The organism is Microbacterium sp. AK031 (assembly GCF_024807145.1).
Lineage (GTDB): Bacteria > Actinomycetota > Actinomycetes > Actinomycetales > Microbacteriaceae > Microbacterium.
Genome location: NZ_JANUCA010000009.1, coordinates 21,399 through 42,969, shown reverse-complemented (window position 1 = coordinate 42,969; position 21,571 = coordinate 21,399). Strand labels below are relative to the sequence as shown.

20 protein-coding genes are annotated in these 21,571 nt (G+C 67.6%); 14 read left to right on the top strand and 6 right to left on the bottom strand.

What is annotated here, in order from left to right:
- The first annotated feature begins 20 nt into the window (after positions 1-20).
- Positions 21-662: a nucleoside triphosphate pyrophosphatase gene (locus tag HDC95_RS15235; protein WP_259064591.1), complete on the top strand. Its 642-nt coding sequence runs from the start codon at positions 21-23 to the stop codon at positions 660-662.
- 93 nt (positions 663-755) lie between these two features.
- Entirely contained in the window at positions 756-2,522 is a 1,767-nt protein-coding gene (locus tag HDC95_RS15230; protein ID WP_259064483.1) for a biotin carboxylase N-terminal domain-containing protein, read from the top strand.
- A 63-nt stretch (positions 2,523-2,585) separates the two neighbouring features.
- Here the strand turns inward: HDC95_RS15230 and HDC95_RS15225 are convergent, their stop codons facing one another.
- Complete coding sequence (locus tag HDC95_RS15225) at positions 2,586-4,034, bottom strand: NAD(P)H-quinone dehydrogenase (RefSeq protein WP_259064482.1); 1,449 nt, start codon at positions 4,032-4,034, stop codon at positions 2,586-2,588.
- Between the two features lie 50 nt (positions 4,035-4,084).
- On the opposite strand from HDC95_RS15225, the gene HDC95_RS15220 reads away from it, so the two are divergent.
- The 3 genes from HDC95_RS15220 to HDC95_RS15210 are packed head-to-tail and all read left to right on the top strand — an operon-like array spanning position 4,085 to position 6,874.
- Positions 4,085-4,918 (top strand): purine-nucleoside phosphorylase, encoded by an 834-nt coding sequence (locus HDC95_RS15220; protein ID WP_259064480.1) that lies wholly within the window; start codon positions 4,085-4,087, stop codon positions 4,916-4,918.
- Positions 4,915-6,591, top strand: coding sequence for a phospho-sugar mutase (locus HDC95_RS15215; protein ID WP_259064479.1), 1,677 nt, complete (start codon positions 4,915-4,917; stop codon positions 6,589-6,591). The genes HDC95_RS15220 and HDC95_RS15215 overlap by 4 nt, the downstream gene beginning before the upstream one ends.
- Positions 6,592-6,610: 19 nt before the next feature.
- Entirely contained in the window at positions 6,611-6,874 is a 264-nt protein-coding gene (locus HDC95_RS15210; RefSeq protein WP_259064478.1) for an HPr family phosphocarrier protein, read from the top strand.
- A 5-nt stretch (positions 6,875-6,879) separates the two neighbouring features.
- Here HDC95_RS15210 and HDC95_RS15205 read toward each other — a convergent pair whose 3' ends face one another.
- The gene (locus tag HDC95_RS15205) at positions 6,880-8,802 is read right to left on the bottom strand and encodes a transcription antiterminator (protein WP_259064477.1); all 1,923 of its coding nucleotides are present in this window, start codon (positions 8,800-8,802) and stop codon (positions 6,880-6,882) included.
- Positions 8,803-8,928: 126 nt separating this feature from the next.
- Here HDC95_RS15205 and HDC95_RS15200 point away from each other — a divergent pair, with 126 nt between their 5' ends.
- From HDC95_RS15200 to HDC95_RS15160, 9 genes are all read left to right on the top strand, one after another.
- The gene (locus HDC95_RS15200) at positions 8,929-9,246 is read left to right on the top strand and encodes a PTS sugar transporter subunit IIB (protein ID WP_259064589.1); all 318 of its coding nucleotides are present in this window, start codon (positions 8,929-8,931) and stop codon (positions 9,244-9,246) included.
- The gene (locus tag HDC95_RS15195; RefSeq protein WP_259064476.1) at positions 9,243-9,527 is read left to right on the top strand and encodes an HPr family phosphocarrier protein; all 285 of its coding nucleotides are present in this window, start codon (positions 9,243-9,245) and stop codon (positions 9,525-9,527) included. Before HDC95_RS15200 ends, HDC95_RS15195 begins: the two co-directional genes overlap by 4 nt.
- Positions 9,524-11,209, top strand: a complete 1,686-nt coding sequence (ptsP, locus tag HDC95_RS15190; RefSeq protein WP_259064475.1) for a phosphoenolpyruvate--protein phosphotransferase — start codon at positions 9,524-9,526, stop codon at positions 11,207-11,209. The genes HDC95_RS15195 and ptsP overlap by 4 nt, the downstream gene beginning before the upstream one ends.
- Positions 11,206-12,822, top strand: coding sequence for a PTS mannitol transporter subunit IICB (locus HDC95_RS15185; RefSeq protein ID WP_259064474.1), 1,617 nt, complete (start codon positions 11,206-11,208; stop codon positions 12,820-12,822). The genes ptsP and HDC95_RS15185 overlap by 4 nt, the downstream gene beginning before the upstream one ends.
- 74 nt (positions 12,823-12,896) lie before the next feature.
- On the top strand, positions 12,897-13,331 hold the full coding sequence (locus tag HDC95_RS15180; protein ID WP_259064473.1) for a PTS sugar transporter subunit IIA: 435 nt from the start codon (positions 12,897-12,899) through the stop codon (positions 13,329-13,331).
- Entirely contained in the window at positions 13,328-14,473 is a 1,146-nt protein-coding gene (locus HDC95_RS15175) for a mannitol-1-phosphate 5-dehydrogenase (protein WP_259064472.1), read from the top strand. The genes HDC95_RS15180 and HDC95_RS15175 overlap by 4 nt, the downstream gene beginning before the upstream one ends.
- Before the next feature lie 78 nt (positions 14,474-14,551).
- The gene (locus HDC95_RS15170; protein WP_259064471.1) at positions 14,552-15,844 is read left to right on the top strand and encodes an NAD(P)/FAD-dependent oxidoreductase; all 1,293 of its coding nucleotides are present in this window, start codon (positions 14,552-14,554) and stop codon (positions 15,842-15,844) included.
- Positions 15,841-16,800 carry a bile acid:sodium symporter family protein gene (locus HDC95_RS15165; RefSeq protein ID WP_259064470.1) on the top strand — a complete coding sequence of 320 codons (960 nt, stop codon included), beginning with the start codon at positions 15,841-15,843 and terminating at the stop codon, positions 16,798-16,800. The genes HDC95_RS15170 and HDC95_RS15165 overlap by 4 nt, the downstream gene beginning before the upstream one ends.
- Complete coding sequence (locus tag HDC95_RS15160; RefSeq protein ID WP_259064469.1) at positions 16,797-17,753, top strand: SDR family oxidoreductase; 957 nt, start codon at positions 16,797-16,799, stop codon at positions 17,751-17,753. The genes HDC95_RS15165 and HDC95_RS15160 overlap by 4 nt, the downstream gene beginning before the upstream one ends.
- An 80-nt stretch (positions 17,754-17,833) precedes the next feature.
- On the opposite strand, the gene HDC95_RS15155 is transcribed toward HDC95_RS15160, so the two are convergent.
- Genes HDC95_RS15155 through HDC95_RS15140 form a run of 4 tightly spaced genes read right to left on the bottom strand, consistent with a single transcriptional unit; the run spans position 17,834 to position 21,570 of the window.
- Positions 17,834-18,691: a carbohydrate kinase family protein gene (locus HDC95_RS15155; RefSeq protein WP_259064468.1), complete on the bottom strand. Its 858-nt coding sequence runs from the start codon at positions 18,689-18,691 to the stop codon at positions 17,834-17,836.
- Positions 18,692-18,706: 15 nt separating this feature from the next.
- Positions 18,707-19,825 carry an adenosine deaminase gene (locus HDC95_RS15150; protein WP_259064467.1) on the bottom strand — a complete coding sequence of 373 codons (1,119 nt, stop codon included), beginning with the start codon at positions 19,823-19,825 and terminating at the stop codon, positions 18,707-18,709.
- Between the two features lie 57 nt (positions 19,826-19,882).
- Positions 19,883-21,175: a thymidine phosphorylase gene (locus HDC95_RS15145; RefSeq protein ID WP_259064466.1), complete on the bottom strand. Its 1,293-nt coding sequence runs from the start codon at positions 21,173-21,175 to the stop codon at positions 19,883-19,885.
- Positions 21,172-21,570, bottom strand: a complete 399-nt coding sequence (locus HDC95_RS15140; RefSeq protein ID WP_259064465.1) for a cytidine deaminase — start codon at positions 21,568-21,570, stop codon at positions 21,172-21,174. Before HDC95_RS15140 ends, HDC95_RS15145 begins: the two co-directional genes overlap by 4 nt.
- Position 21,571 lies beyond the last annotated feature (1 nt).

The window sequence follows — 21,571 nt, the reverse complement described above, 5'->3', positions numbered from 1 at the left end:
TCCAGGATACGGTGATGGACATGCGTGTATGCCTGGCCTCCACCTCCCCCGCTCGTCTCATGCTGCTGCGCCAGGCCGGGATCGAGCCGCTCACCCGCGCCCCGCAGACGGACGAGGACGCCATCGCCGCCGCGGCCGGAGCAGAGCGAGGCGCCGACCTCCCGCCCGCCGAGCTCGTGCTGCTGCTCGCACGTGCCAAGGCAGCAGACGTGGCGCATCGCCTCTCGTCGGAGGAACCCGATTTCGATGGACTCGTGATCGGCGGCGATTCGATGTTCGAGCTGAACGGCCGTGTGTACGGCAAGCCCTACACACCGGAGGAGGCGACCCGGCGGTGGCACGAGATGCGCGGGGCGACCGGCATCCTGCACTCCGGGCACTCCGTGTTCCACGTACGACCCGGCGCCGAACCACGGGAAGCCACAGCCATCGCCGAGGCATCCGTCACCTTCGCCGATGACATCACAGACGGCGAGATCGCCGCCTACGTCGCGAGCGGCGAGCCGCTGCACGTCGCCGGCGCGTTCACGGTCGACAGTCTCGGCGGCGCGTTCATCACCCGCGTCGAGGGCGATCCGTCGACGGTCGTCGGCATGTCCCTTTCGACGATCCGCCGACTCGCCGCCGAACTGGGCGTCACGTGGACGGATCTCTGGTCATAGGGACCCCGCTCGTAGAGATCCCGCCACGTTCTCGCGAGTTTCTTGTGGAGAGCCGTCAAAATTATCGACGTCGATCTCGCTAGGCTGACATTCATGCCTGCTATCGCCAAGGTCCTCATCGCGAACCGCGGCGAGATCGCCGTACGCATCATCCGCGCCGCCCGTGACTCCGGGATCGGCTCCGTCGCCGTCTACGCCGACCAGGATCGCGACGCGCTGCACGCCCGTCTCGCAGACGAGGCGTACTCCCTCGACGGCGACACCAGCGCCACCACCTACCTGCAGATCGACAAGATCCTCTCCATCGCTCGCCGCGCCGGCGCCGACGCCGTCCACCCCGGCTACGGCTTCCTCGCCGAGAACGCCGAGTTCGCACGCGCCGTGATCGGCGCAGGCATGATCTGGATCGGTCCGTCGCCCGAGGCGATCGAGTCGCTCGGAGACAAGGTCACCGCACGCCACGTCGCCGAGAAGGTCGGCGCGCCGCTCGCTCCGGGCACTCCCGGTCCTGTCGAGACCGCAGACGAGGTCGTCGCATTCGCGAAGGAGTTCGGTCTGCCGATTGCCATCAAGGCCGCCTACGGCGGTGGCGGGCGCGGGCTCAAAGTCGCGCGTGAACTCGACGAGGTCGCCGAGCTGTTCGAGTCGGCGACCCGCGAAGCCGTTGCGGCCTTCGGCCGTGGCGAGTGCTTCGTGGAGAAGTACCTCGACAAGCCGCGTCACGTCGAGACGCAGTGCCTTGCGGATGCCGAAGGCAACGTCGTCGTCATCTCCACCCGCGACTGTTCACTGCAGCGCCGCCACCAGAAGCTCGTGGAAGAGGCTCCGGCGCCCTTCCTCACCGAAGAGCAGAACCGTCAGCTCTACGAGTCGTCCAAGGCGATCCTCAAAGAGGTCGGCTACGTCGGCGCCGGCACCTGCGAGTTCCTCATCGGCGCCGACGGCACGGTGTCGTTCCTCGAGGTGAACACCCGCCTGCAGGTCGAGCACCCCGTCTCCGAAGAGATCACCGGCATCGATCTGGTGCGCGAGCAGTTCCGCATCGCGGCCGGCGGCACCATCGACTACGACGACCCGACGCCCACTGGCCACTCGTTCGAGTTCCGCATCAACGGCGAGGACCCTGGGCGAGGGTTCCTCCCCCAGCCCGGCCCCATCCATGTCTTCAAGACGTTCGGCGGCCCCGGCATCCGCCTGGATTCCGGCGTAACGGCCGGCGACGCCGTCTCGGGGGCATTCGACTCGTTGCTGGCGAAGATCATCGTCACAGGTCGCGACCGCGCCGAAGCGCTCGAGCGCGCCCGCCGCGCCCTGGACGAGTTCGAGGTCGCCGGGCTCCCGACCGTCATCCCCTTCCACCGCAAGGTGGTGCGCGATCCCGCCTTCACTGCGGAGAACGGCACCTTCGGCATCTTCACCCGCTGGATCGAGACCGAGTTCGACAACGACATCCCCGCCTGGGACGGCGAGCTGGAGGCCCCCTCGTCCCCTGAGAGCCGCCACACCGTGGTCGTCGAGGTCGCAGGCAAGCGCCTCGAAGTCAGCCTGCCTGACCGCGTCGCGGTGGCCAGCGGCGTCTCCGGCCGCCCGGCCGCCGTACCACCATCACGGCGCAGCCACGCCACTTCGGTTTCGGCCGGCGCCTCGGGCGACGCCGTGAAGTCGCCCATGCAGGCCACGGTCGTGAAGGTCGCAGTCGAAGAGGGTCAGCACGTCGTCAAGGGCGATCTGGTGGTCGTGCTCGAGGCGATGAAGATGGAGCAGCCGTTGCAGGCGCACAAGGACGGCGTGATCGGCGGCATCAATGCGACTGCCGGCACCACGGTCTCTTCGGGCCATCAGCTGCTGCTGATCTCCTGACACGAACGCTTCGACAGGCTCATCGGCCGGTTCGATCCCTGAGCCTGTCGAAGGGTCGAAGATCTAGCTGATGTTCACCAGGTGCATCGCGCGGGACGCATCCGTGATGCTCGAAGACAGCGACGGGTAGGCGGCGAACACGCGTGAGACCTGGTCGACCGTGAGGCGACGTTCCACGGCCACGGCGATCGGATAGATCAGCTCCGATGCCTTCGGCGCCACGATGACACCGCCGATGACGGTGCCTGAGCCCTTGCGGGCGATGATCTTCACGAAGCCATCCTTGATGCCCATCATCTTCGCGCGCGGGTTAGCGGCCAGCGGCAGCTTGTATACGAGCCCGTCGGCCACGCCGTCCTCGACGTCCTTCTCACCCCAGCCGACCGTGGCGATCTCGGGGGCGGTGAAGATGTTCGAGGTGACCTTGATCTTCTCGAGCGGGATGACGATGTCGCCCAGCGCGTGGAACACGGCGGTGCGTCCCTGCATGGATGCGACGGATGCCAGCGGCATGAAGTTCGTGCAGTCGCCGACGGCGTAGATGTTCGGCACTGAGGCGCGGGCGACGCGGTTGACGCGTACGTGACCCGACTCCGTGAGCTCGACGCCCGCCTCTTCCAGACCGACCCCCGCGGTGTTGGGGATCGAGCCGACCGCCATCAGACAGTGGCTGCCCTCGACGGTACGCCCGTCTGAGAGCGTCACGAGCACACCGGTGTCGGTGCGCTCCACCTTGTCGGCGCGTGACTTGGACAGCACAGTCATGCCGCCTCGCTTGAAGACCTTCTCCAGCACCCGCGCAGCATCCTGATCCTCACCGGGCAGCACCTGATCGCGACTGGAGACGAGCGTCACCTTGGCGCCGAGGTTCATGTATGCGGAGGCGAACTCCGCCCCGGTGACGCCGGAGCCGACCACGATGAGGTGCTCGGGCAGAGCCTTCATATCGTACAGCTGCGTCCAGGTCAGGATGCGCGTGCCATCCGGCTTCGCGCTGTCGAGCTCGCGCGGTGATGCGCCGACCGACACGATGATGGTGTCGGCCTCGACGCGATCGAAGTCGGTGCCGCCGGGGCCGGTGGCGACCACGATCGCGTTGGCGCCCTCGAGCCGCCCGTGACCGGACAGGATGCGAACGCCGGCCTCGAGCAGCGTCTCGCGCATATCCTCCGACTGCTGCCCCGCGAGAGCGAGCAGACGCTTGTTGACCGCAGCGAGGTTGATCGCGATCTCGGGCTTGAGCGGCTTCCCGCCTGCGCCCTTCGCGTAGAACTGCACTCCGAGGTCACTCGCCTCAGAGATCGCGACAGCCGCGTCGGCCGTGGCGATCAGACTCTTCGACGGCACCACGTCGGTGAGCACCGCCGAGCCTCCGACGCCGACGCGCTCCACGAGTGTCACCTCGGCACCGAGCTGGGCAGCGGCGAGCGCCGCTTCGTAACCGCCGGGACCGCCGCCGAGGACGGCAACCCGCTGAGTGCGCTCGAATGGAGTGGAAGACATGACTCCCATTCTTCCGCAATCCTGAGTGTGTCACCGTCACCACTCCTTAGAGTGGATCCATGACCGACATTCACGACAACCCTCTCGACGATCCGAACGCCGACCCGTTCCAGGTCGCAGCCCTCGCAGCCGCAGACATCGCGCGGCTCAGCGGCGTTGAGAAGCACGACATCGCCCTCACTCTCGGAAGCGGATGGGGCAAGGCCGCCGACCTGCTCGGAGAGACAGTCGCCACGATCCCTGCCACCGAAGCGACCGGTTTCTCGAAGCCCGCGCTCGAGGGACACGTCGGAACGCTTCGCAGCATCCTCACCCCCACCGGCACGCGCGTGCTGGTGATCGGCGCCCGCACCCACTACTACGAAGGCCACGGAGTGCGCCGCGTCGTGCACAGCGTGCGCACCGCGGCCGCCACAGGGGCGAGGATCATGGTGCTCACCAACGGTGCAGGCGGCATCCGCGAGACGTGGAAGCCCGGCCAGCCGGTGCTCATCAGCGACCACGTCAACCTGACGGCGGACTCCCCCTTGGAGGGCGCGAACTTCGTCGACCTCACCGACCTGTATTCGGCGCGGCTGCGCGACATCGCCCGCAACGTCGACCCGTCGCTGGACGAGGGCGTCTACACGCAGTTCCGCGGACCCCACTACGAGACGCCGGCCGAAGTGCAGATGGCGAAGGCCATCGGCGGACACATCGTGGGCATGTCGACGGCGCTCGAAGCGATCGCCGCTCGCGAAGCAGGCATGGAGATCCTGGGCTTCTCACTGATCACGAACCTGGCCGCCGGCATCCAGAAGACGCCGCTGAGTCACGCCGAGGTCATCGAGGCCGGTCGCGAGGCCGAGCCGGTGATCTCGGCGCTGCTGGCGCGAGTGGTGGAGGCGCTGTGAGCGAGCAGGCGGAGGAGCGGCTGGCGCAGGCGCGTGCGTGGCTGCGCCAGGATCCGGATGCGGCGACTCGGGACGAGCTCGCCGGCATCGTCACCCGCGCGGCATCCGGCGATGCTGCCGCGATCGCCGATCTGGATGATCGCTTCAGCACACGCCTCGCGTTCGGCACCGCGGGTCTGCGGGGCGCACTCGGAGCAGGAAGCAATCGGATGAACCGTGTGCTGATCGCTCAGGCCGCGGCCGGCTTCGCGGCGTATCTGCGCGAGCGCGTGCACGGCACCCCGACCGTCGTGGTCGGCTATGACGCACGCCGCAACTCCCGGCGCTTCGCGCTCGACTCGGCCGAGCTCTTCGCCGGCGCGGGGCTTCGAACCATACTGCTACCGCGGCTGCTGCCGACCCCCGTGCTCGCGTTCGCGGTCCGGCATCTCGATGCGGATGCCGGCGTGATGGTGACCGCCAGCCATAATCCGCCGGACGACAACGGCTACAAGGTGTACCTGGGCGGAGCGCACGCCGGGTCGCAGATCGTCGCGCCGGCAGACGCCGAGATCGCCGCTCGCATCCGCAGCGTGGCGGACGGCTCCGACGTCACCGCTCTGCCCCGCTCGACGTCATACGAGTTGGCGTCCGAGGATGTCGTCTCCGCGTACATTCGCGAGACGGCTGCCGTCGCGCCCGCCCAGGAGTCGGCGAAGGACCTCAACTGGGTCTACACCGCGATGCACGGCGTGGGCTGGGAGACCTTCTCCCGCATTCTGCGCACGGCCGGCTACCCGCAGCCGAAGACGGTCGGCGAACAGCTGCACCCGGACCCGACCTTCCGCACCGTGTCCTTCCCGAACCCGGAGGAGCCGGGCGCGATGGATCTGTCGTACGCCGCCGCCCGGCGTACACGCGCCGACTTCATCCTGGCGAACGATCCGGATGCCGATCGGCTGGCCGTCGCGATCTCCGATGAGTCCGTCGAGGGCGGCTGGCGCCGCCTGAGCGGCAACGAGGTCGGGCTTCTGCTGGGTGCTCGCGCGGCACGGGCCGCGCAAGGCACGCCGGGGGCGTCGCTGGCGTGCTCGTTGGTGTCCTCGCCGGGCCTCGGTGCGATCGCCGCGCACCACGGGCTGGACTTCCACGAGACGCTGACCGGCTTCAAATGGATCTCGCGTGCGCCGGGGATGGTGTTCGGATTCGAGGAGGCACTGGGATACCTGGTGAATCCCGAGACCGTCAGAGACAAGGACGGGATCTCGGCTGCGGTCGCCGTGCTTGGACTCGCGGCGGAGGCACGCGAGCGCGGGGTGACACTCGCGACGCTCGTCACCGAGCTCGGCGACACCTACGGTCATTTCGCCAGCGGTCAGGTGTCTGTGCGCGTGGATGATCTCTCGGTCATCGACAAGATCATGCTCACGCTGCGCACGCTGCCGCCGACGCGCATCGGAAGCACGGCGATCGACTCCGCAGAGGATCTCCTGCAGGCGCCGGACGGACAGCCATCCGGTGACGTTCTGCGCTACCGCCTCTCCGATGGCTCACGCGTGATCGTGCGTCCCAGCGGCACAGAGCCGAAGCTCAAGGTGTACATCGACGCGCGAGCCGATTCGGCGGAGGAATCCCGACGCGCGGTCGCGGATCTCGAGGCCGGGGTGCGCACGCTGCTGGAGGAGCGCTCCTGAGCACAGCTAGCATCGCTGTATGCCGACCCGACATGTGATCATCAGCGCGCACAACGGGGTGCACGCCCGTCCTGTCGCCGAACTCGTGCGTCTCGCGCAGGCCCACGAGGGTCCGATCGTGCTGCGAACCACGAGCGGCACCGAGGTGGACCTCAGCAGCGTGCTGGCGGTGATGGATCTCGCACTCTCACGCGGTGATGAAGTCGTGCTGTCGACCGCGGAGTCTCCGACGGCCGACGCTGTGCTCGAGTCGCTTGTCGGAGTGCTCGCGCGACAGGACTGATCGACTCAGCCGTCGATCACGGCCACGAGCTCGTCGAGGAACGCCTCGAAGGTCATGCCACGGCGGACGATCCGCTGCACGCTCTCTCGCTCGCTGAACACCTCGACCAGCTGCTCGAAGACCGTCTGGAATGCCGCTCGATCGCTTTCGCTGAATGCGGCGAGCGCGACGACCTGCACTCGGCCCTCCCCCCACGCCACGGACCCGTCCGCCACTCCGATGGCGATCGCGGTGCGCTGCGCGGTCATCTGCAGCGCGTGGGGGACTGCCAGAGCATCTGTGAAGGCGGTCGATGACATCCGCTCTCTGACGATCGTGTTCTCGACGTAGTCGTCTGCGATGAGTCCGGCGCTTGTCAGGAGCCCGCCGAGTCTGCGGATGACGGCCTCCTCCCCCTCATCCGGCAGCGGGCGCACGAACGCATCCGCGACGAAGTAGCGTGACAGCTCCTCCCGCAGGCGCGTGAGGCGGCGTCCGCGACGCATGCGTGCTGCGGCCTGCGATACGCGCTCCACGTCGGCGTCGGTGAGGAACGGCTGGATGCGCACGTAGCGGTCACCGGTCGCGCCTGGCTCGATCGTGGTCAGCACCAGGTCGGTGTCGATCGCCGCCCATTCGGGGTCGACGCTCGTGACGACGCTGGTCACCTCCACCGACGACCCCAACGAGCGGTCGACGCTCGAACGCAGCAGCTCGTGCAATTCGTAGTAGCCGGGGCACACGATCGTGGCGGTGAGGATCGACTCTGCCTTGCGGCTGCGCTCCAGGCGTCCACCGATGTGCATCGCGATGTAGGCGATCTCATCGTCGTGGATCGGCGCGCCGAGCCGGTCATGCAGACCGCTCGCGATCGACACCGCCACCTCGAAGATCATCGGATACGAAGACTTCAGCGAGCGTGTGAGCGGATTGCGCGTCCAGGCCCGCTCCTCTGCGCGGCGCAGCAGGTTCTGCACGTGCAGCGCCAGCCGCAGGATGAACGCCTCATCGACCAGGTCGACCTGGTAGTCCGCCGCCGCCTGCACGATCTCGGCGCGCACCGCGGCCTCGACGGCGTGATCGACACCGCTGCGCGCCGCACCGTGGCCTGAGCTCTGACCCGGTGCGATCGCCCTGGTGAGCACCAGGGTCGCGAGGTGCGCGCTGTCCCCGCCGCCGAGGGCCACGCCGAAGTGCTCCGCCGCGAGCTGCGTGATGACGCCGCCCAGCTTCGAGATCTCCTCGGATGCCCCAGGCTGGGGCGTCTCGAGCGCGCGCCCGGCTGAGACCCGATCGGCGGCGATCGCGATATGCAGCAGCACGTCCGAGATCGCGAGCTCGTTCACGTAGTACCCGAGAGCACCGAGTTCTCGAACCAGGGCGGTCTTGAACGGGGCGACAGCGTGCGCGGCGACGGCGCTGCCGGTGAGCGCCCGGCGGATGCTCTCCGGATGGAATGATCCGGCATCCATCTCGTCATGCGCGAGGCGGCTCAGCAGCCGGCGCTGCGCGATCTCCGTGCCCCGCAGGCGAACGATCTCGCGATCGCGTTCCAGTCGCAGATCGGTGCCGTCGAGCAGCCCTCGCACACGGGAGAGGTCGGACTCGAGCGTCGCCTCGCTGACGTGCATCCGCTCCGCAGTGGCGTAGACGTCGATGCCGTCGGATTCATCCAGCAGCATCCGCACCAGCGTGTGCAGGCGGTCGCGCGGGGCGGACTCCCCCGTCGCCCGCAGGCGCAGGGTCGCGTGTGCGCCCGCTCCTGCCCGGTACCCGGCCGGCCCGGATTCGACGGCGTCGCCGTCTGCTGCGCGCGCATTGAGAGCCGCGACGTACGAGCGGATGCTGCGGGGCGTCACACCGAACAGATCGGCAAGACTCGCGGCCGTCGCCCAATCGTCCTGCCGGAGCAGGGTCTGCAGGAGCTGATCCTGGCGCTGACGCGACATGATCCCATGATGCCAGCACGGCAGCCCCCACGGGGCGAGGCGGAAGGTTCCGCAGGGGCGGAAGGGAACCTGGTGGCGCCGCTCTCAGCGGGTTCCCAGAATGGAGAGGAGGAAGAGGTGGCATCGATGAAGATCCTGGTGGTGTGCGGCGCTGGCGCGTCCAGCACATTCGTCGCTCAACGACTGCGGCGCGCAGCATCCGCCGCCGGCCTCGACTGGGAAACCGCCGCCGGCACCGAGAACTCGGTCTCCGCTGCATTCGCCGACCTCGTACTCGTCGGCCCGCACCTCGCCGATCGACTCGACGCGATCCGCGCCGCCTCCCACGGCCCTGTCGCTGTGCTCCCCGACGACGTGTTCGCCGATCGCGACGGCAGCAGAACTCTCGGCGTCGCCCGCACGACTCTCTCCGATTCCCCGCCCCCTGCGAAAGGAACATCATGACCGCGATCTCACGCACCGTCCGCATCGGATCCTCCCACGGGCTGCACGCACGACCGGCGAAGCTGTTCGCGCAGGCGGCGAAGGAGTCGGGGATCCCGGTGACCATCGCGAAGGATTCCGGCAAGCCCGTCAACGCCGCCAGCATCCTCGGCGTCATCGCTCTCGCTGTCGAGCACGGCGACTACGTGACTCTCTCCGCCGAGGGAGACGGCGCGGAGAGCGTTCTCGACACGCTCACCGAGCTGTTGACCACCGATCACGACCAGGAGGCGGCCGGATGACCGAGTTGCGCGGCGTTGGCGTCGGTCGTGGCATCGCCCAAGGCCCCGTCGTCCGCATGGCAGAGCCGCTGCCTGCACCCGAGAACACGCCGAGCACGATCGGCGCTGACGAGGAGCGCGCCCGCGCCAGGGAAGCCGTCGCCGCCGTCGCCGCCGAGCTGCAGCAGCGCGCGGACACTGCCGGAGGCGCTGCGCAGGAAGTACTCGAGGCGCAGGCCATGATCGCCGAGGATCCCACCCTTCAGGACGAGGTCGATTCCCGCATCGACGACGGCGGCACCGCCGAATGGGCTGTGCACGACGCCTTCGCCGGATTCCGCGCCACGTTGGAGGCGGTCGGTGGCTACCTCGGCGAGCGCGCAGCCGACCTCGACGACATCGCACAGCGCGTGCTCGCGCACCTCAGGGGCCTCGACGCCCCCGGCGTGCCGGACCCGGGGCATCCTTTCGTGCTCGTCGCCCGCGATCTCGCACCCGCGGACACCGCGCTGCTCAACCTCGAGCAGGTCCTGGCGCTGATCACCACCGATGGCGGTCCGACTTCGCACACGGCGATCCTCGCCAGGGAGAAGGGGATCGTCGCCATCGTCGGTGCTACGGAGGCCACGACTCTCGAGACGGGCACCACCGTCATCGTGGATGCCGCATCCGGCGTCGTCACGACCGATCCGAACGCCGAGCAACTGGAGAAGGCCGGTCAGCGCGCGGCAGCGCGTGACGCGGCGGAGAGCGCGCCGCTCACCCCGGGCGCTCTCGCCGACGGCACGGCCATCGCGCTGCTCGCCAACCTCGGCAAACCGGCGGATGCCGCGGATGCCGTTGCGCGCGGAGCCGAGGGCGTCGGGCTGTTCCGCACGGAGTTCCTGTTCCTCTCCTCCGCTCAGGCGCCCACGGTGGCTCAGCAGCGGGAGTCGTATCGCGAACTGCTCTCGGCCTTCCCCGGCAAGAAGGTCGTCGTGCGGATGCTGGATGCGGGTGCCGACAAGCCGCTGGCGTTCCTCAACGACGCCCACGAGGAGAACCCCGCCCTCGGGCTACGTGGCCTGCGGTCCCTGCGCGCGAGCGAGGACATCCTCCGAGAGCAGCTCACCGCTCTCGCCGAGGCGGATGCCGAGACCGACGCCGAGCTGTGGGTCATGGCGCCGATGGTGGCCACGGTGGAGGAGACGAAGTACTTCACCGCTCTCGCCCGTGAATACGGAGTGAAGACAGCAGGCGTCATGGTGGAGATCCCGGCCGCCGCACTGTTGGCCGATCGGGTGCTCGCCCACACCGATTTCGCCTCGATCGGCACCAACGACCTCACGCAGTACACGATGGCCGCTGACCGCATGCTCGGCTCCGTCGCAAGCTTCCAGGACCCGTGGCACCCCGCGGTGCTGCGCCTCGTCGGCGAGGTGGGTGCCGCAGGCGCCCGCCTCGGCAAGCCGGTGGGCATCTGCGGCGAAGCCGCAGCCGATCCGCTGCTGGCTGCTGTGCTGGTGGGTCTCGGCGTCACAAGTCTGTCAATGGCGTCGGCGGCCCTCGCCGACGTGCGACTCGCGCTCTCCGAGCGCACACTCGACGAGGCCAAGCACCTCGCCGAGGTGGCACTTGCTGCAGATGATGCCGCAGGTGCCCGCAATGCCGTGGCTGAAGCCGTCACGGCCCTCCCTTCACACCAGAAAGAGACGACATCATGACGACGACGTCAACCGCCGCCCCGAAGAAGGGCGGCCTCCGAGTCGGAGTGCAGAGACTCGGCACATTCCTCTCCGGAATGATCATGCCGAACATCGCGGCCTTCATCGCCTGGGGATTCATCACGATGCTCTTCATCCCCGCCGGGTTCTTCGGCGCGGACAGTCCGTTCGGATGGCACTGGGCCCCCGTTGCGGAGATCATCGGCGGTGGCGGCGACTCAGCGCTCATCAACTGGCCGGGCGCGATGACCGCGCTGTCCGAGGGGGACGGCGGCAACTTCTTCGGCTACGTCGGGCTCGTCGGCCCGATGGTCACCTACCTGCTGCCCCTGCTGATCGCGAACACGGCCGGCCGTCTGGTCTATGCCGAACGCGGCGGCGTGGTGGCGACGATCGCCACGATGGGCGTCATCGTCGGCACCAACATCCCGATGTTCCTCGGTGCGATGATCATGGGGCCGCTCGCGGCATGGATCACCAAGCAGATGGACCGGCTCTGGGACGGCAAGATCCGCCCCGGGTTCGAGATGCTGGTGAACAACTTCTCCGCAGGCATCCTCGGCATGATCCTCGCGATCGCCGGGTTCTTCGCGTTCGGACCGGTGATGCTCGGTATCAGCACGGTGCTCGGAGCCGCTGTCGACTGGCTCGTGACGCTGCAGCTGCTGCCGCTCGTGTCGATCATCGTCGAGCCGGCCAAGGTGCTGTTCCTGAACAACGCCATCAACCACGGCGTGTTCACGCCGCTCGGCATCGAGCAGGCGACCGAGAACGGCAAGTCCATCCTCTTCCTGATCGAGGCCAACCCCGGCCCCGGCCTCGGACTGCTGCTCGCGTTCACGTTCTTCGGCGTCGGCGTCGCCAAGGCCTCCGCACCCGGTGCGGCGATCATCCAGTTCTTCGGCGGCATCCACGAGATCTACTTCCCGTACGCGCTGAGCAAGCCGACCACGATCCTCGCTCTGATCGCCGGCGGTGCGGCAGGCGTCACGACCAACATGCTCCTCGGCGGCGGTCTGGGCTTCCCGGCGGCTCCCGGCAGCATCATCGCCGTGACGGCGGCAGCCATCGGCGGCGGTGTCGGAAACCTGTTGGTCGTCTACCTGTCGGTCGTCATCGCAGCTGTCGTGACCTTCCTGATCACCGGTGTGATCCTGCGAGCATCTCGCAAGCGCGACCTGGCCGCTGAAGGCGATACGTTCGGCGCAGCCATCGCACAGACCGAAGCGAACAAGGGCAAGAAGTCCGAGCATCTGTCGAATCTCGCCGCCTCTGCTGCTGCCGGCGGCGCTGCGGCCATCTCGACGGCTACCGCACCGATCCAGAACATCGTGTTCGCCTGCGATGCGGGCATGGGGTCCTCAGCGATGGGCGCGAGCGTGTTGCGCAACAAGCTGAAGAAGGCCGGCATCGAGGACGTCAAGGTCACCAACGCGGCGATCGCGAACCTCGACGGCACCGCCGACCTGGTGATCACTCAGCAGCAGCTGACCGATCGCGCCAAGGGCAAGTCCCCGAACTCGATCCACGTCTCGGTCGACAACTTCATGAATGCGCCGCAGTATGAAGAGGTCGTCGAGATGGTGCGCGAGCAGAAGGAATCCGGCGAATAGTCGATGAGGTGGGGCGGATGCCGTGGCATCCGCCCCACCTCGAAAGCCAACACACCCCGAAAGAAGGAGACACCATGGCCGTACTGTCAATCGGACAGGTCCGCATCCACTCCGGCTCCGCCACCCAGGACGAGGCGCTGCAGGAGGCGACAGACATCCTCGTCGCGGCCGGCGCCGTCACCCCTGCCTACGTCGACGCGATGCGTCAGCGCGAGGAGACGGTGTCGACGTTCATGGGCAACGGCCTTGCGATCCCGCACGGCACGAACGAGACGAAGGAGGCGATCCTGGACTCCGGTCTCTCCGTCGTGCGCTACGACGGCGGAGTGGATTGGGCGGGAGAGAACGCCACATTCGTGATCGGCATCGCCGGCCGGGGCGACGAGCACCTCGAGATCCTCTCCCAGATCGCGATCCTGTTCTCGGACGAGGACGATGTCGCGAAGCTCAATGCCGCCCAGACACCTGACGAGTTGTACGCACTGCTGTCGGCGGTGAACGAAGGATGAAAGCCGTCCACTTCGGCGCCGGGAACATCGGCCGTGGCTTCGTTGGACTGCTGCTGCACGAGGGCGGTTACGAACTCGTCTTCTCGGATGTCGCCGATGCACTGGTGGACGCGATCAATGCCACCGAGTCGTACACGGTGCATGAGGCCGGCCCCGGCGGTGTCGATCGGGTGGTCACCGGTTATCGAGCCGTGAACAGCAAGACGGACCCGGATGCCGTCGCCGAAGAGGTGGCCACCGCCGACGTCGTGACGTGCGCCGTCGGTCCGACCATGCTGCGCTTCATCGCACCCGCGATAGTCGCCGGCCTCACTCGCCGCTCCCCCGAGCGCGCACCGCTGAAGATCATGGCGTGCGAGAACGCGATCGGCGCGACGGATCAGCTGCGCGCCGAGATCGAGAAGCTGGATCCGTCGGCGGCGGATGGCGCGGTGTTCGCGAACACCGCCGTCGACCGCATCGTGCCGGCGCAGCCCCCCGGCGGCGGCGTCGATGTCACCGTCGAGCCATACTTCGAGTGGGCGATCGAGTCCGGTCCATTCGGCGACGACCTGCCGAACATCCCCGGCGCGCACTTCGTCGACGACCTCCGCCCGTACATCGAGCGCAAGCTGTTCACCGTCAACACCGGCCACGCGGCGACCGCGTACTTCGGCGCGCAGGCGGGCCACAAGCGCATCTCCGACGCCCTCGCCGATCCGTCGATCGCCGCACGCGTCGGCGCGGCACTGGAGGAGACGTCGGCGGTGCTCAGCGCCGTGCACGGTCTGGATCCTGCGGAACTCGCTGACTACCGCGCCACGATCCTCGAACGCTTCCGCAACCCCGAACTCGTCGACACGGTGCAGCGCGTCGGGCGCCAGCCGCTGCGCAAGCTCTCACGCAACGAACGCTTCATCGGTCCGGCCATCCAGGCAGCAGAGCAAGGGCTGTCGACCTCGGCTCTGGTCGCAGCCGTCGCGGCCGCGATCGCCTTCGACGATCCCTCTGATGAGCAGTCCGTAGAACTTCAGCGGATGCTGCACAGCGAGGACGCGGACGTGCTCACCGCGACGATCACCGGACTGGAGCCGGAGCATCCGCTCTTCGACGCCGTGCACGAGGTGTTCGCCGCACGGCAAGAGGAGCTCCGCACGATCTGACGACTTCCTGCACGACGATGCCGCTACGATCGAGCCTGGGGGGCGACAGATCGAACACACCGTCGTGCGGGGAGCATCATGAGCAGATACGCCGTCATCGGCGCAGGGCCGTCGGGCCTGGCCACGGCGCGGGCGCTGCAGGTGCAGGGCATCGAGATCGACGGCTTCGAGGCGTCGCACGGCGTCGGTGGCCTCTGGGACATCACGAACCCGCGCAGTACGATGTACGAGTCAGCGCACCTGATCTCATCACGCACGACGACCGAGTTCGCCGAGTTCCCGATGGACAGCGACGCCGACTATCCGAGTCATCGGGTGCTGCGCGACTACTTCCGCTCCTACGCGGATCACTTCGGACTCACGTCGCGGTTCCGTTTCGACACCCGCGTCACTCGCCTCGAACCGCGTGACGGCGGATGGGATCTCACTTCCACGGGGCCTGACGGCACGAGCACACGCTGGTATGAAGGCGTCGTCATCGCGATCGGCACCCTCGCGGAGCCGAATGTACCGTCATTCGTCGGAGAGTTCGATGGAGAACTCATGCACACAAGTGCATATAAGAGTGCTGCGCAGCTGGACGGTCGGCGGGTGCTCATCGTCGGTGCAGGGAACTCCGGTTGCGACCTCGCAGTGGATGCCGTGCACCACGCGGCATCCATCGACATGAGCGTGCGCCGCGGCTACTATTTCGTGCCGCGCTATCTGTTCGGCAAGCCCAGCGACACGCTCAATCAGGGGCGGCCGCTTCCCGCTCGCATCAAGCAGGCGCTGGACTCCCGCGTGCTGAAGGCGTTCACCGGCGACCCGGTGCGATTCGGATTCCCCAAGCCCGACTATCGCATCTACGAATCGCACCCGATCGTCAACACGATGGTGCTGAACCATCTCGGTCAGGGCGACCTGCGGGTGCGCGCCGACATCGAGCGGTTCGACGGGCACACCGCGCGGTTCCGCGACGGTTCCAGCGGTGACTACGACCTCGTCATGCTCGCAACCGGGTACCGTCTCGACTACCCGTTCGTCGATCGGGAGCACCTGCACTGGCGCGGCCCGTCGCCACGGCTGTTCCTCAACATGTTCCCTGCAACCTTCAACGGCCTGTACATGATGGGAATGATCGAGGCATCCGGAATCGGATGGCAGGGTCGATTCGAGCAGGCCGAGCTGCTGGCGAGCTACCTCGCCGCATCCGAGAGGTCTCCTGAGAACGCGAAGCTGTTCCGGGAACGTGTGACCGGCAGTCCATGGCCGGATGTCACCGGCGGCTACCACTACCTCGGTCTCGATCGCATGGCGTACTACGTGAACAACCACGCGTACCGCGCCGCAGTGCGCCATGAGCGCGACGCACTGGAGCGAACACGGTGAACGTCGATGACGTCGTCCTGAGCTTCACGCCGGGCACCCTCACGATCCTGAACGTCGTGCTCGGGCTCATCATGCTCGGGATCGCCCTCGACACGTCCCCCAGCGACTTTCGCGTGGTAGCACGGCATCCGAAGCCGTTCATCATCGCGATCCTCGCCCAGCTCCTCCTGCTCCCGGTCGTGACATTCCTGCTCACCCTCGTGCTGCCGGTGACGCCGTCCATGGCGCTCGGCATGATCCTCGTCGCCTGTTGCCCACCAGGGAACATCTCGCAGGTGCTCACGCATCGCTCCGGAGGCAACGTCGCACTGTCGGTGTCCATGACAGCGGTAGGCAACCTGGTGTACATCGTGGCGATGCCGCTGAGCATCGCGTTCTGGGGATCACTGCATCCGACAGCCCGTGACCTGCTGCGCGAAGTGGCATTGGACCCGTGGAAAATGCTGCTGGAGATCTTCCTCATCGTGGGCCTGCCCTTCGCGATCGGATTGCTGCTGCGCGCGAAGCTCCCGGGGTTCGCTGCCCGTGTGCAACCCTTCGTGAAGTGGTTCAGCCTGCTAGCGCTGGTCGGATTCATCATCGGCGCGCTGGTCGGCAATTGGGCGGTGTTCATCTCGGTGCTCGGCATCGTCATCCTCGTGGTGACCGTGCACGATGCCACCGCTCTCGCGCTCGGCTACAGCACAGCTGTTCTCGGCGGCCTCGGCACGAGGGAGCGCAAGGCGATGACCTTCGAGGTCGGCATCCGCAACGCCGGGCTCGGACTCGGACTCGTCTTCGCGTTCTTCGGCGGCCTCGGTGGCATGGCGATCGTCGCCGGGTGGTGGGGTATCTGGGACATCGTGGCAGGCCTGGTCCTCGCCGGCCTCTGGGCGCGGCATACGAAGCGGCGCACCGGCTCGACGAACGGCGACAGCACGGGGAACGCGACCCTCGAAGCCGGGACCACGCCTTGACGCGCGTACTCATCACCGGCGGTGGCGGGTTCCTCGGATCGCACGTCGCAGCGGCGCTGGCTGCGCGAAGCGACGTCGAGCTGATCGTGGCGGCCGATCTGAAGGAAGGTGTCACGTCGCCCGGCGTGCTCCCCGTCGTGCTCGATGTGACGGACCCCACGGCGATCGGTCCTGTGCTCCGCGAACACCGCATCGACACCGTCGTGCACCTCGCGGCGATCGTGAACCCGGGCCGCGACGTGCATCTCGAATACCGGGTGGATGTCACCGGGTCGGCGAATGTGCTCGCCGCCTGTGTCGAGAGCGGCGTGCGTCGTGTCGTCGTCTCCAGCTCCGGAGCGGCGTACGGCTACCACCCTGACAACCCCGAGTGGATCGATGAGGACCAGCCGCTGCGCGGCAACGATGCTTTTCCGTACTCGCGGCACAAGCGCCTGGTCGAGGAGATGCTCACCGAATACAGGTCATCGCATCCCGAACTGGAGCAGGTGATCTTCCGGATCGGCACGATCCTGGGCCCCACCGTGCAGAATCAGATCACTTCGCTCTGGGATGCGCGCCGCATCCTGCGGATCACAGGGGCGGACTCGCCGTTCGTCTTCGCGTGGGTGGATGACGTCGCTGCCGCCATGGTGCGCGCAGCGACAGACGGCCCGGCGGGGATCTTCAACGTCGCGGGCGACGGCCGGATGACGGTACCCGAGATCGCATCACGACTCGGCAAGCCCCTGCTCACCGTCCCGGCGTCCGTGCTCGCTGTGCTCCTCAGAGTCGGTCGGATGCTGCGCCTCACGGAGCACGGCCCCGAGAAGGTGCCCTTCCTCCGATATCGACCGGTGCTCGCCAACGCCCGGTTGAAGCGCGAATTCGGATTCACGCCCACGCGCACGAGTCGCGAAGCGTTCGAGGAGTATCTGGCGACGCATCCGCACGCCGTCGCGCGCATGCGCTGATCGGGCGCCCCGAAACCCGGAGCGCGCCCAGTTCAGAGCGAGCCCAGTTCAGAGCGAGCCCAGTTCAGAGCGAGCCCAGTTCAGAGCGCGCGGTCGAGCAGCGGATGCAGGTGCCTGCTGCCGAGCGCCGTCGAGGCTGACGACGCACCCGACGCGAGTGTCTGCGGGAGCGTCGCGCCCGCCAGTCGTGCGGCCAGAACTCCGGCGAAGAACGCGTCGCCGGCGCCGTTGGTGTCCACGACATCCACCGGCACGGCATCCACCCGGTACGTCTGGCCCTCCGCATCGACGGCCACCGCACCTTCCGCGCCGAGCGTGCAGACTCCGAACGACGCTCCAGCGGCGACACGCGATCGCAGGAACCCGACCGGATCGGCCAGATTGTCTGCATTGCAGAAGATCGCGTCGGCCGCTTCGAGGAACGGACGATGGAACGCGGCGTCGCCGTCGTAGTCGTGCACGTCCACCCACACCGGCCGCCCACTCGCCTTCGCGAGCGGGAGCAGCCGCAGGGGCTCTGCCGCGAGATCGAGCACGATGATCTCGGCATCCGTCATCGCACGGCGAACATCCTCAGGCACCGCCGCCGTCTGCTCGGACACCCCGGACAGATAGAGCGAGACACGCTCCCCCGCACGGGTCATCAGGTTGAGGTGGCGCTCGGTCGTGCTGCTCGGTCCCCAGCGCACCTCGATTCCGGCTGAGGCCAACGCCGCGTCGACCTTGCGTCCGGGCTCATCGTCGCCGATGAGCGCGTACAACATTGCCGAGGTTCCCAGCGCTGCGAGGCTGAGCGCCTTGCCCGCACTCGTGCCACCCACCGTCTCCCAGCTGTCCTCGGCGAACTGCATGTGCGGGGCCGGATCGGGGAGCCGATCCAGGACGACGATCGAGTTCCAGGATGCCGGGCCGGCGATGAACACAGCAGGTGCGGTCATGGCTGATACGTCCGTTCAGTCGATCTGGAACCCCTCGGCGATCATCTCGACGAGCTCTTCGCGTTCTTCGACCGGCAGGAACGCCGCCGATGCCGCGTTGAACTGGAATGCCTCCAGGTCGTCGAGGTCGTAGCCGAACGCGTCGACGAGCAGCGCGAGTTCCCTGGTCAGGGACGTGCGGCTCATCGTACGGTTGTCGACGTTCACCGTGACGGCGAAGCCCAGCTGGTACAGCAGGTCGAACGGGTGATCGGCGAGCTCGGTGCCCCAGGCCTCTATCGCCCCCGTGTGCACGTTCGAGGACGGCGAGAGTTCGAGGGGGATCTCCCGATCGCGAACCCAGCGAGCCAGATCGCCGAATCTGACCTGGACCTCATCGCCTTCTCGCTCGATGACGTCGAGATCGCTGACGATGCGGACGCCGTGGCCGATGCGGAGCGCCCGGCCGTCGAGCAGCGCGCTGCGGATCGACGCGAGACCGGCGGCCTCCCCTGCGTGCACGGTGACGGGGAAGAAGTTCTCTGCGAGCAGATCGAACGCCTCACGATGGTCGGAGGCGGGATATCCGTCCTCCGGACCGGCGATGTCGAAACCGACCACGCCGCTCTCGCGATTGTCCAGTGCGAGCTCTGCGATCTCGAGGGATCGGTCGCTCTGACGCATCGCGCTGAGGATCTGACCGACACGGATGCTGCGCCCGGCACGGTCGACAGCGTCCTCACCGTCTTCGATCCCCTGCTGCACCGCCTCGACCGCATCATCCAGCGACAGGCCACCTGAGAGGTGCTGCTCTGGTGCCCAGCGCACCTCGCCGTAGATCACGCCGTCTTCTGCGAGATCCTCCACGAACTCGCGCGCGATGCGGGTGAGGCTCTCGGCGGTCTGCATCACTCCGACGGTGAGCTCGAACGTCTTCAGATAGTTCACGAGCGATCCGGAATCGCTCTGCGCCGTGAACCAGTCTCCGAGCGCCTGTGCGTCGGTCGCCGGCAGTTGCAGGCCTGCTTCTTCGGCCAGCTCGATGATCGTCGACGGGCGAACGGCCCCGTCGAGATGGTCGTGCAGCGAGATCTTCGGCAGCGAGCGCAGGGAGACGCCCTGCAGCTTCTTGTCACCGTCGGCGGCGATCGACATGGATGTGTGTCCTCTCGGAATCGGCGCCTCGACTGACTCGGCGAAGGCGCCTCCAGCCTACGCCGTGATGCGCTCGCGGACGAGCGGTCCGATCTCGGGCGCGGTGTCTCCGAGCGACCATGCATCGTCGAGCGCCTCGATCGCACGGGGGAAGCGCGCCTCGTCCTCTGCCGAGAGCGTGAAGAGCGGCTGACCCGCCGTCACGCGGTCACCGGGCTTGACGTGCAGGTCGATGCCCGCAGCGTGCACGACCTGGTCCTCGGCGCGGGCGCGCCCGGCGCCGAGGCGCCATGCCGAGATGCCGAACGGCAGGGCGTCCATGCCCGTCACGACACCGTCAGCCGGAGCCATGACGACATGCGACTCGCGCGCGGTGGGCAGCGCAGCATCCGGATCGCCGTCCTGCGCGCGGATCATCGCCTTCCAGCTGTCCATCGCGCGGCCGTCATCCAGTGCAGCCTCCACGTCCGCATCAGGGTGCCCGGCGAGCGCGAGCATCTCGCGCGCCAGAGCCACGGTCAGCTCGCGCACGTCTGCCGGTCCGCCGCCCGCGAGGATCTCGACAGACTCCCGCACCTCGTTGGCATTGCCGATCGCGAGACCGAGCGGCACGTTCATGTCGGTGAGCAGGGCGGTCGTGGCGACGCCGGAATCCGTGCCGAGCGCGACCATGGTCTCTGCGAGTTCGCGCGCGCGATCGATGTCCTGCATGAAGGCGCCGGAGCCGAACTTCACATCCAGGACAAGCGCATCCGTGCCCTCGGCGATCTTCTTGGACATGATGCTCGAGGCGATCAGCGGGATCGCCTCGACGGTGCCTGTGACGTCGCGCAGGGCGTAGAGCTTCTTGTCTGCGGGTGCGAGGCCCGAGCCAGCCGCGCAGATCACCGCGCCGACGTCGCCCTGCATCTGCGCGAACATCTCCTCGTTGCTCAGCGCCGCCCGCCAGCCGGGGATCGACTCGAGCTTGTCGAGCGTTCCGCCGGTGTGGCCGAGACCGCGGCCGCTGAGCTGCGGCACCGCGACCCCGAAGCATGCCACCAGCGGGGCAAGCGGCAGCGTGATCTTGTCGCCGACTCCGCCGGTGGAGTGCTTGTCGACGGTCTTCTTGCCGAGGGACGCGAAGCTCATCCGCTCCCCCGAGGCGATCATGGCGTCGGTGAGCACGCGGATCTCATCGCGCTGCATGCCCCGCTGGAACACCGCCATCGCGAACGAGGCCATCTGCGCATCCGACACGTAGCCGCGCGTATAGGCGTCGACCATCCAGCGCAGGGCGGGCTCTGGAACCTGACCGCCGTCGCGCTTCGCGCGGATGACATCGATCGCGTCGAATGCTTCCACGCTCATCGGACGTCCTCCAGATCGCGCGGACCGAACGCATCGGGCAGCACCTCGTCGATCGTTCGGATACCGGACACGGTCTCCAGCAGCATCTCCGGCATGGAGTGCTCGAAGAGCAGCTGACGGCAGCGGCCGCACGGCATGATGGTCTGCCCGTCATTGTTGACGCAGACGAACGCCACGAGGCGTCCGCCGCCGGACATGTGCAGGTCGCCGACGAGCGCGCACTCCGCGCACAACCCGACACCGTACGAGGCGTTCTCCACATTGCAGCCGGAGATGATGCGGCCGTCATCCACGAGAGCCGCAGCTCCCACCTTGTACCGCGAATACGGGGCGTATGCCTTGTGCATGGCGTCGGTCGCAACCTGACGCAGCTCGTCCCAGTCGATGTCAGTCATT

Coding starts and splice junctions, on each gene's coding strand:
- HDC95_RS15235 (WP_259064591.1), top strand. CDS start 21: ATGCGTGTATGCCTGGCCTCCACCTCCCCCGCTCGTCTCATGCTGCTG.
- HDC95_RS15230 (WP_259064483.1), top strand. CDS start 756: ATGCCTGCTATCGCCAAGGTCCTCATCGCGAACCGCGGCGAGATCGCC.
- HDC95_RS15225 (WP_259064482.1), bottom strand. CDS start 4,034: ATGGGAGTCATGTCTTCCACTCCATTCGAGCGCACTCAGCGGGTTGCC.
- HDC95_RS15220 (WP_259064480.1), top strand. CDS start 4,085: ATGACCGACATTCACGACAACCCTCTCGACGATCCGAACGCCGACCCG.
- HDC95_RS15210 (WP_259064478.1), top strand. CDS start 6,611: ATGCCGACCCGACATGTGATCATCAGCGCGCACAACGGGGTGCACGCC.
- HDC95_RS15205 (WP_259064477.1), bottom strand. CDS start 8,802: ATGTCGCGTCAGCGCCAGGATCAGCTCCTGCAGACCCTGCTCCGGCAG.
- HDC95_RS15200 (WP_259064589.1), top strand. CDS start 8,929: ATGAAGATCCTGGTGGTGTGCGGCGCTGGCGCGTCCAGCACATTCGTC.
- HDC95_RS15195 (WP_259064476.1), top strand. CDS start 9,243: ATGACCGCGATCTCACGCACCGTCCGCATCGGATCCTCCCACGGGCTG.
- ptsP (WP_259064475.1), top strand. CDS start 9,524: ATGACCGAGTTGCGCGGCGTTGGCGTCGGTCGTGGCATCGCCCAAGGC.
- HDC95_RS15185 (WP_259064474.1), top strand. CDS start 11,206: ATGACGACGACGTCAACCGCCGCCCCGAAGAAGGGCGGCCTCCGAGTC.
- HDC95_RS15180 (WP_259064473.1), top strand. CDS start 12,897: ATGGCCGTACTGTCAATCGGACAGGTCCGCATCCACTCCGGCTCCGCC.
- HDC95_RS15175 (WP_259064472.1), top strand. CDS start 13,328: ATGAAAGCCGTCCACTTCGGCGCCGGGAACATCGGCCGTGGCTTCGTT.
- HDC95_RS15170 (WP_259064471.1), top strand. CDS start 14,552: ATGAGCAGATACGCCGTCATCGGCGCAGGGCCGTCGGGCCTGGCCACG.
- HDC95_RS15155 (WP_259064468.1), bottom strand. CDS start 18,691: ATGACCGCACCTGCTGTGTTCATCGCCGGCCCGGCATCCTGGAACTCG.
- HDC95_RS15150 (WP_259064467.1), bottom strand. CDS start 19,825: ATGTCGATCGCCGCCGACGGTGACAAGAAGCTGCAGGGCGTCTCCCTG.
- HDC95_RS15145 (WP_259064466.1), bottom strand. CDS start 21,175: ATGAGCGTGGAAGCATTCGACGCGATCGATGTCATCCGCGCGAAGCGC.
- HDC95_RS15140 (WP_259064465.1), bottom strand. CDS start 21,570: ATGACTGACATCGACTGGGACGAGCTGCGTCAGGTTGCGACCGACGCC.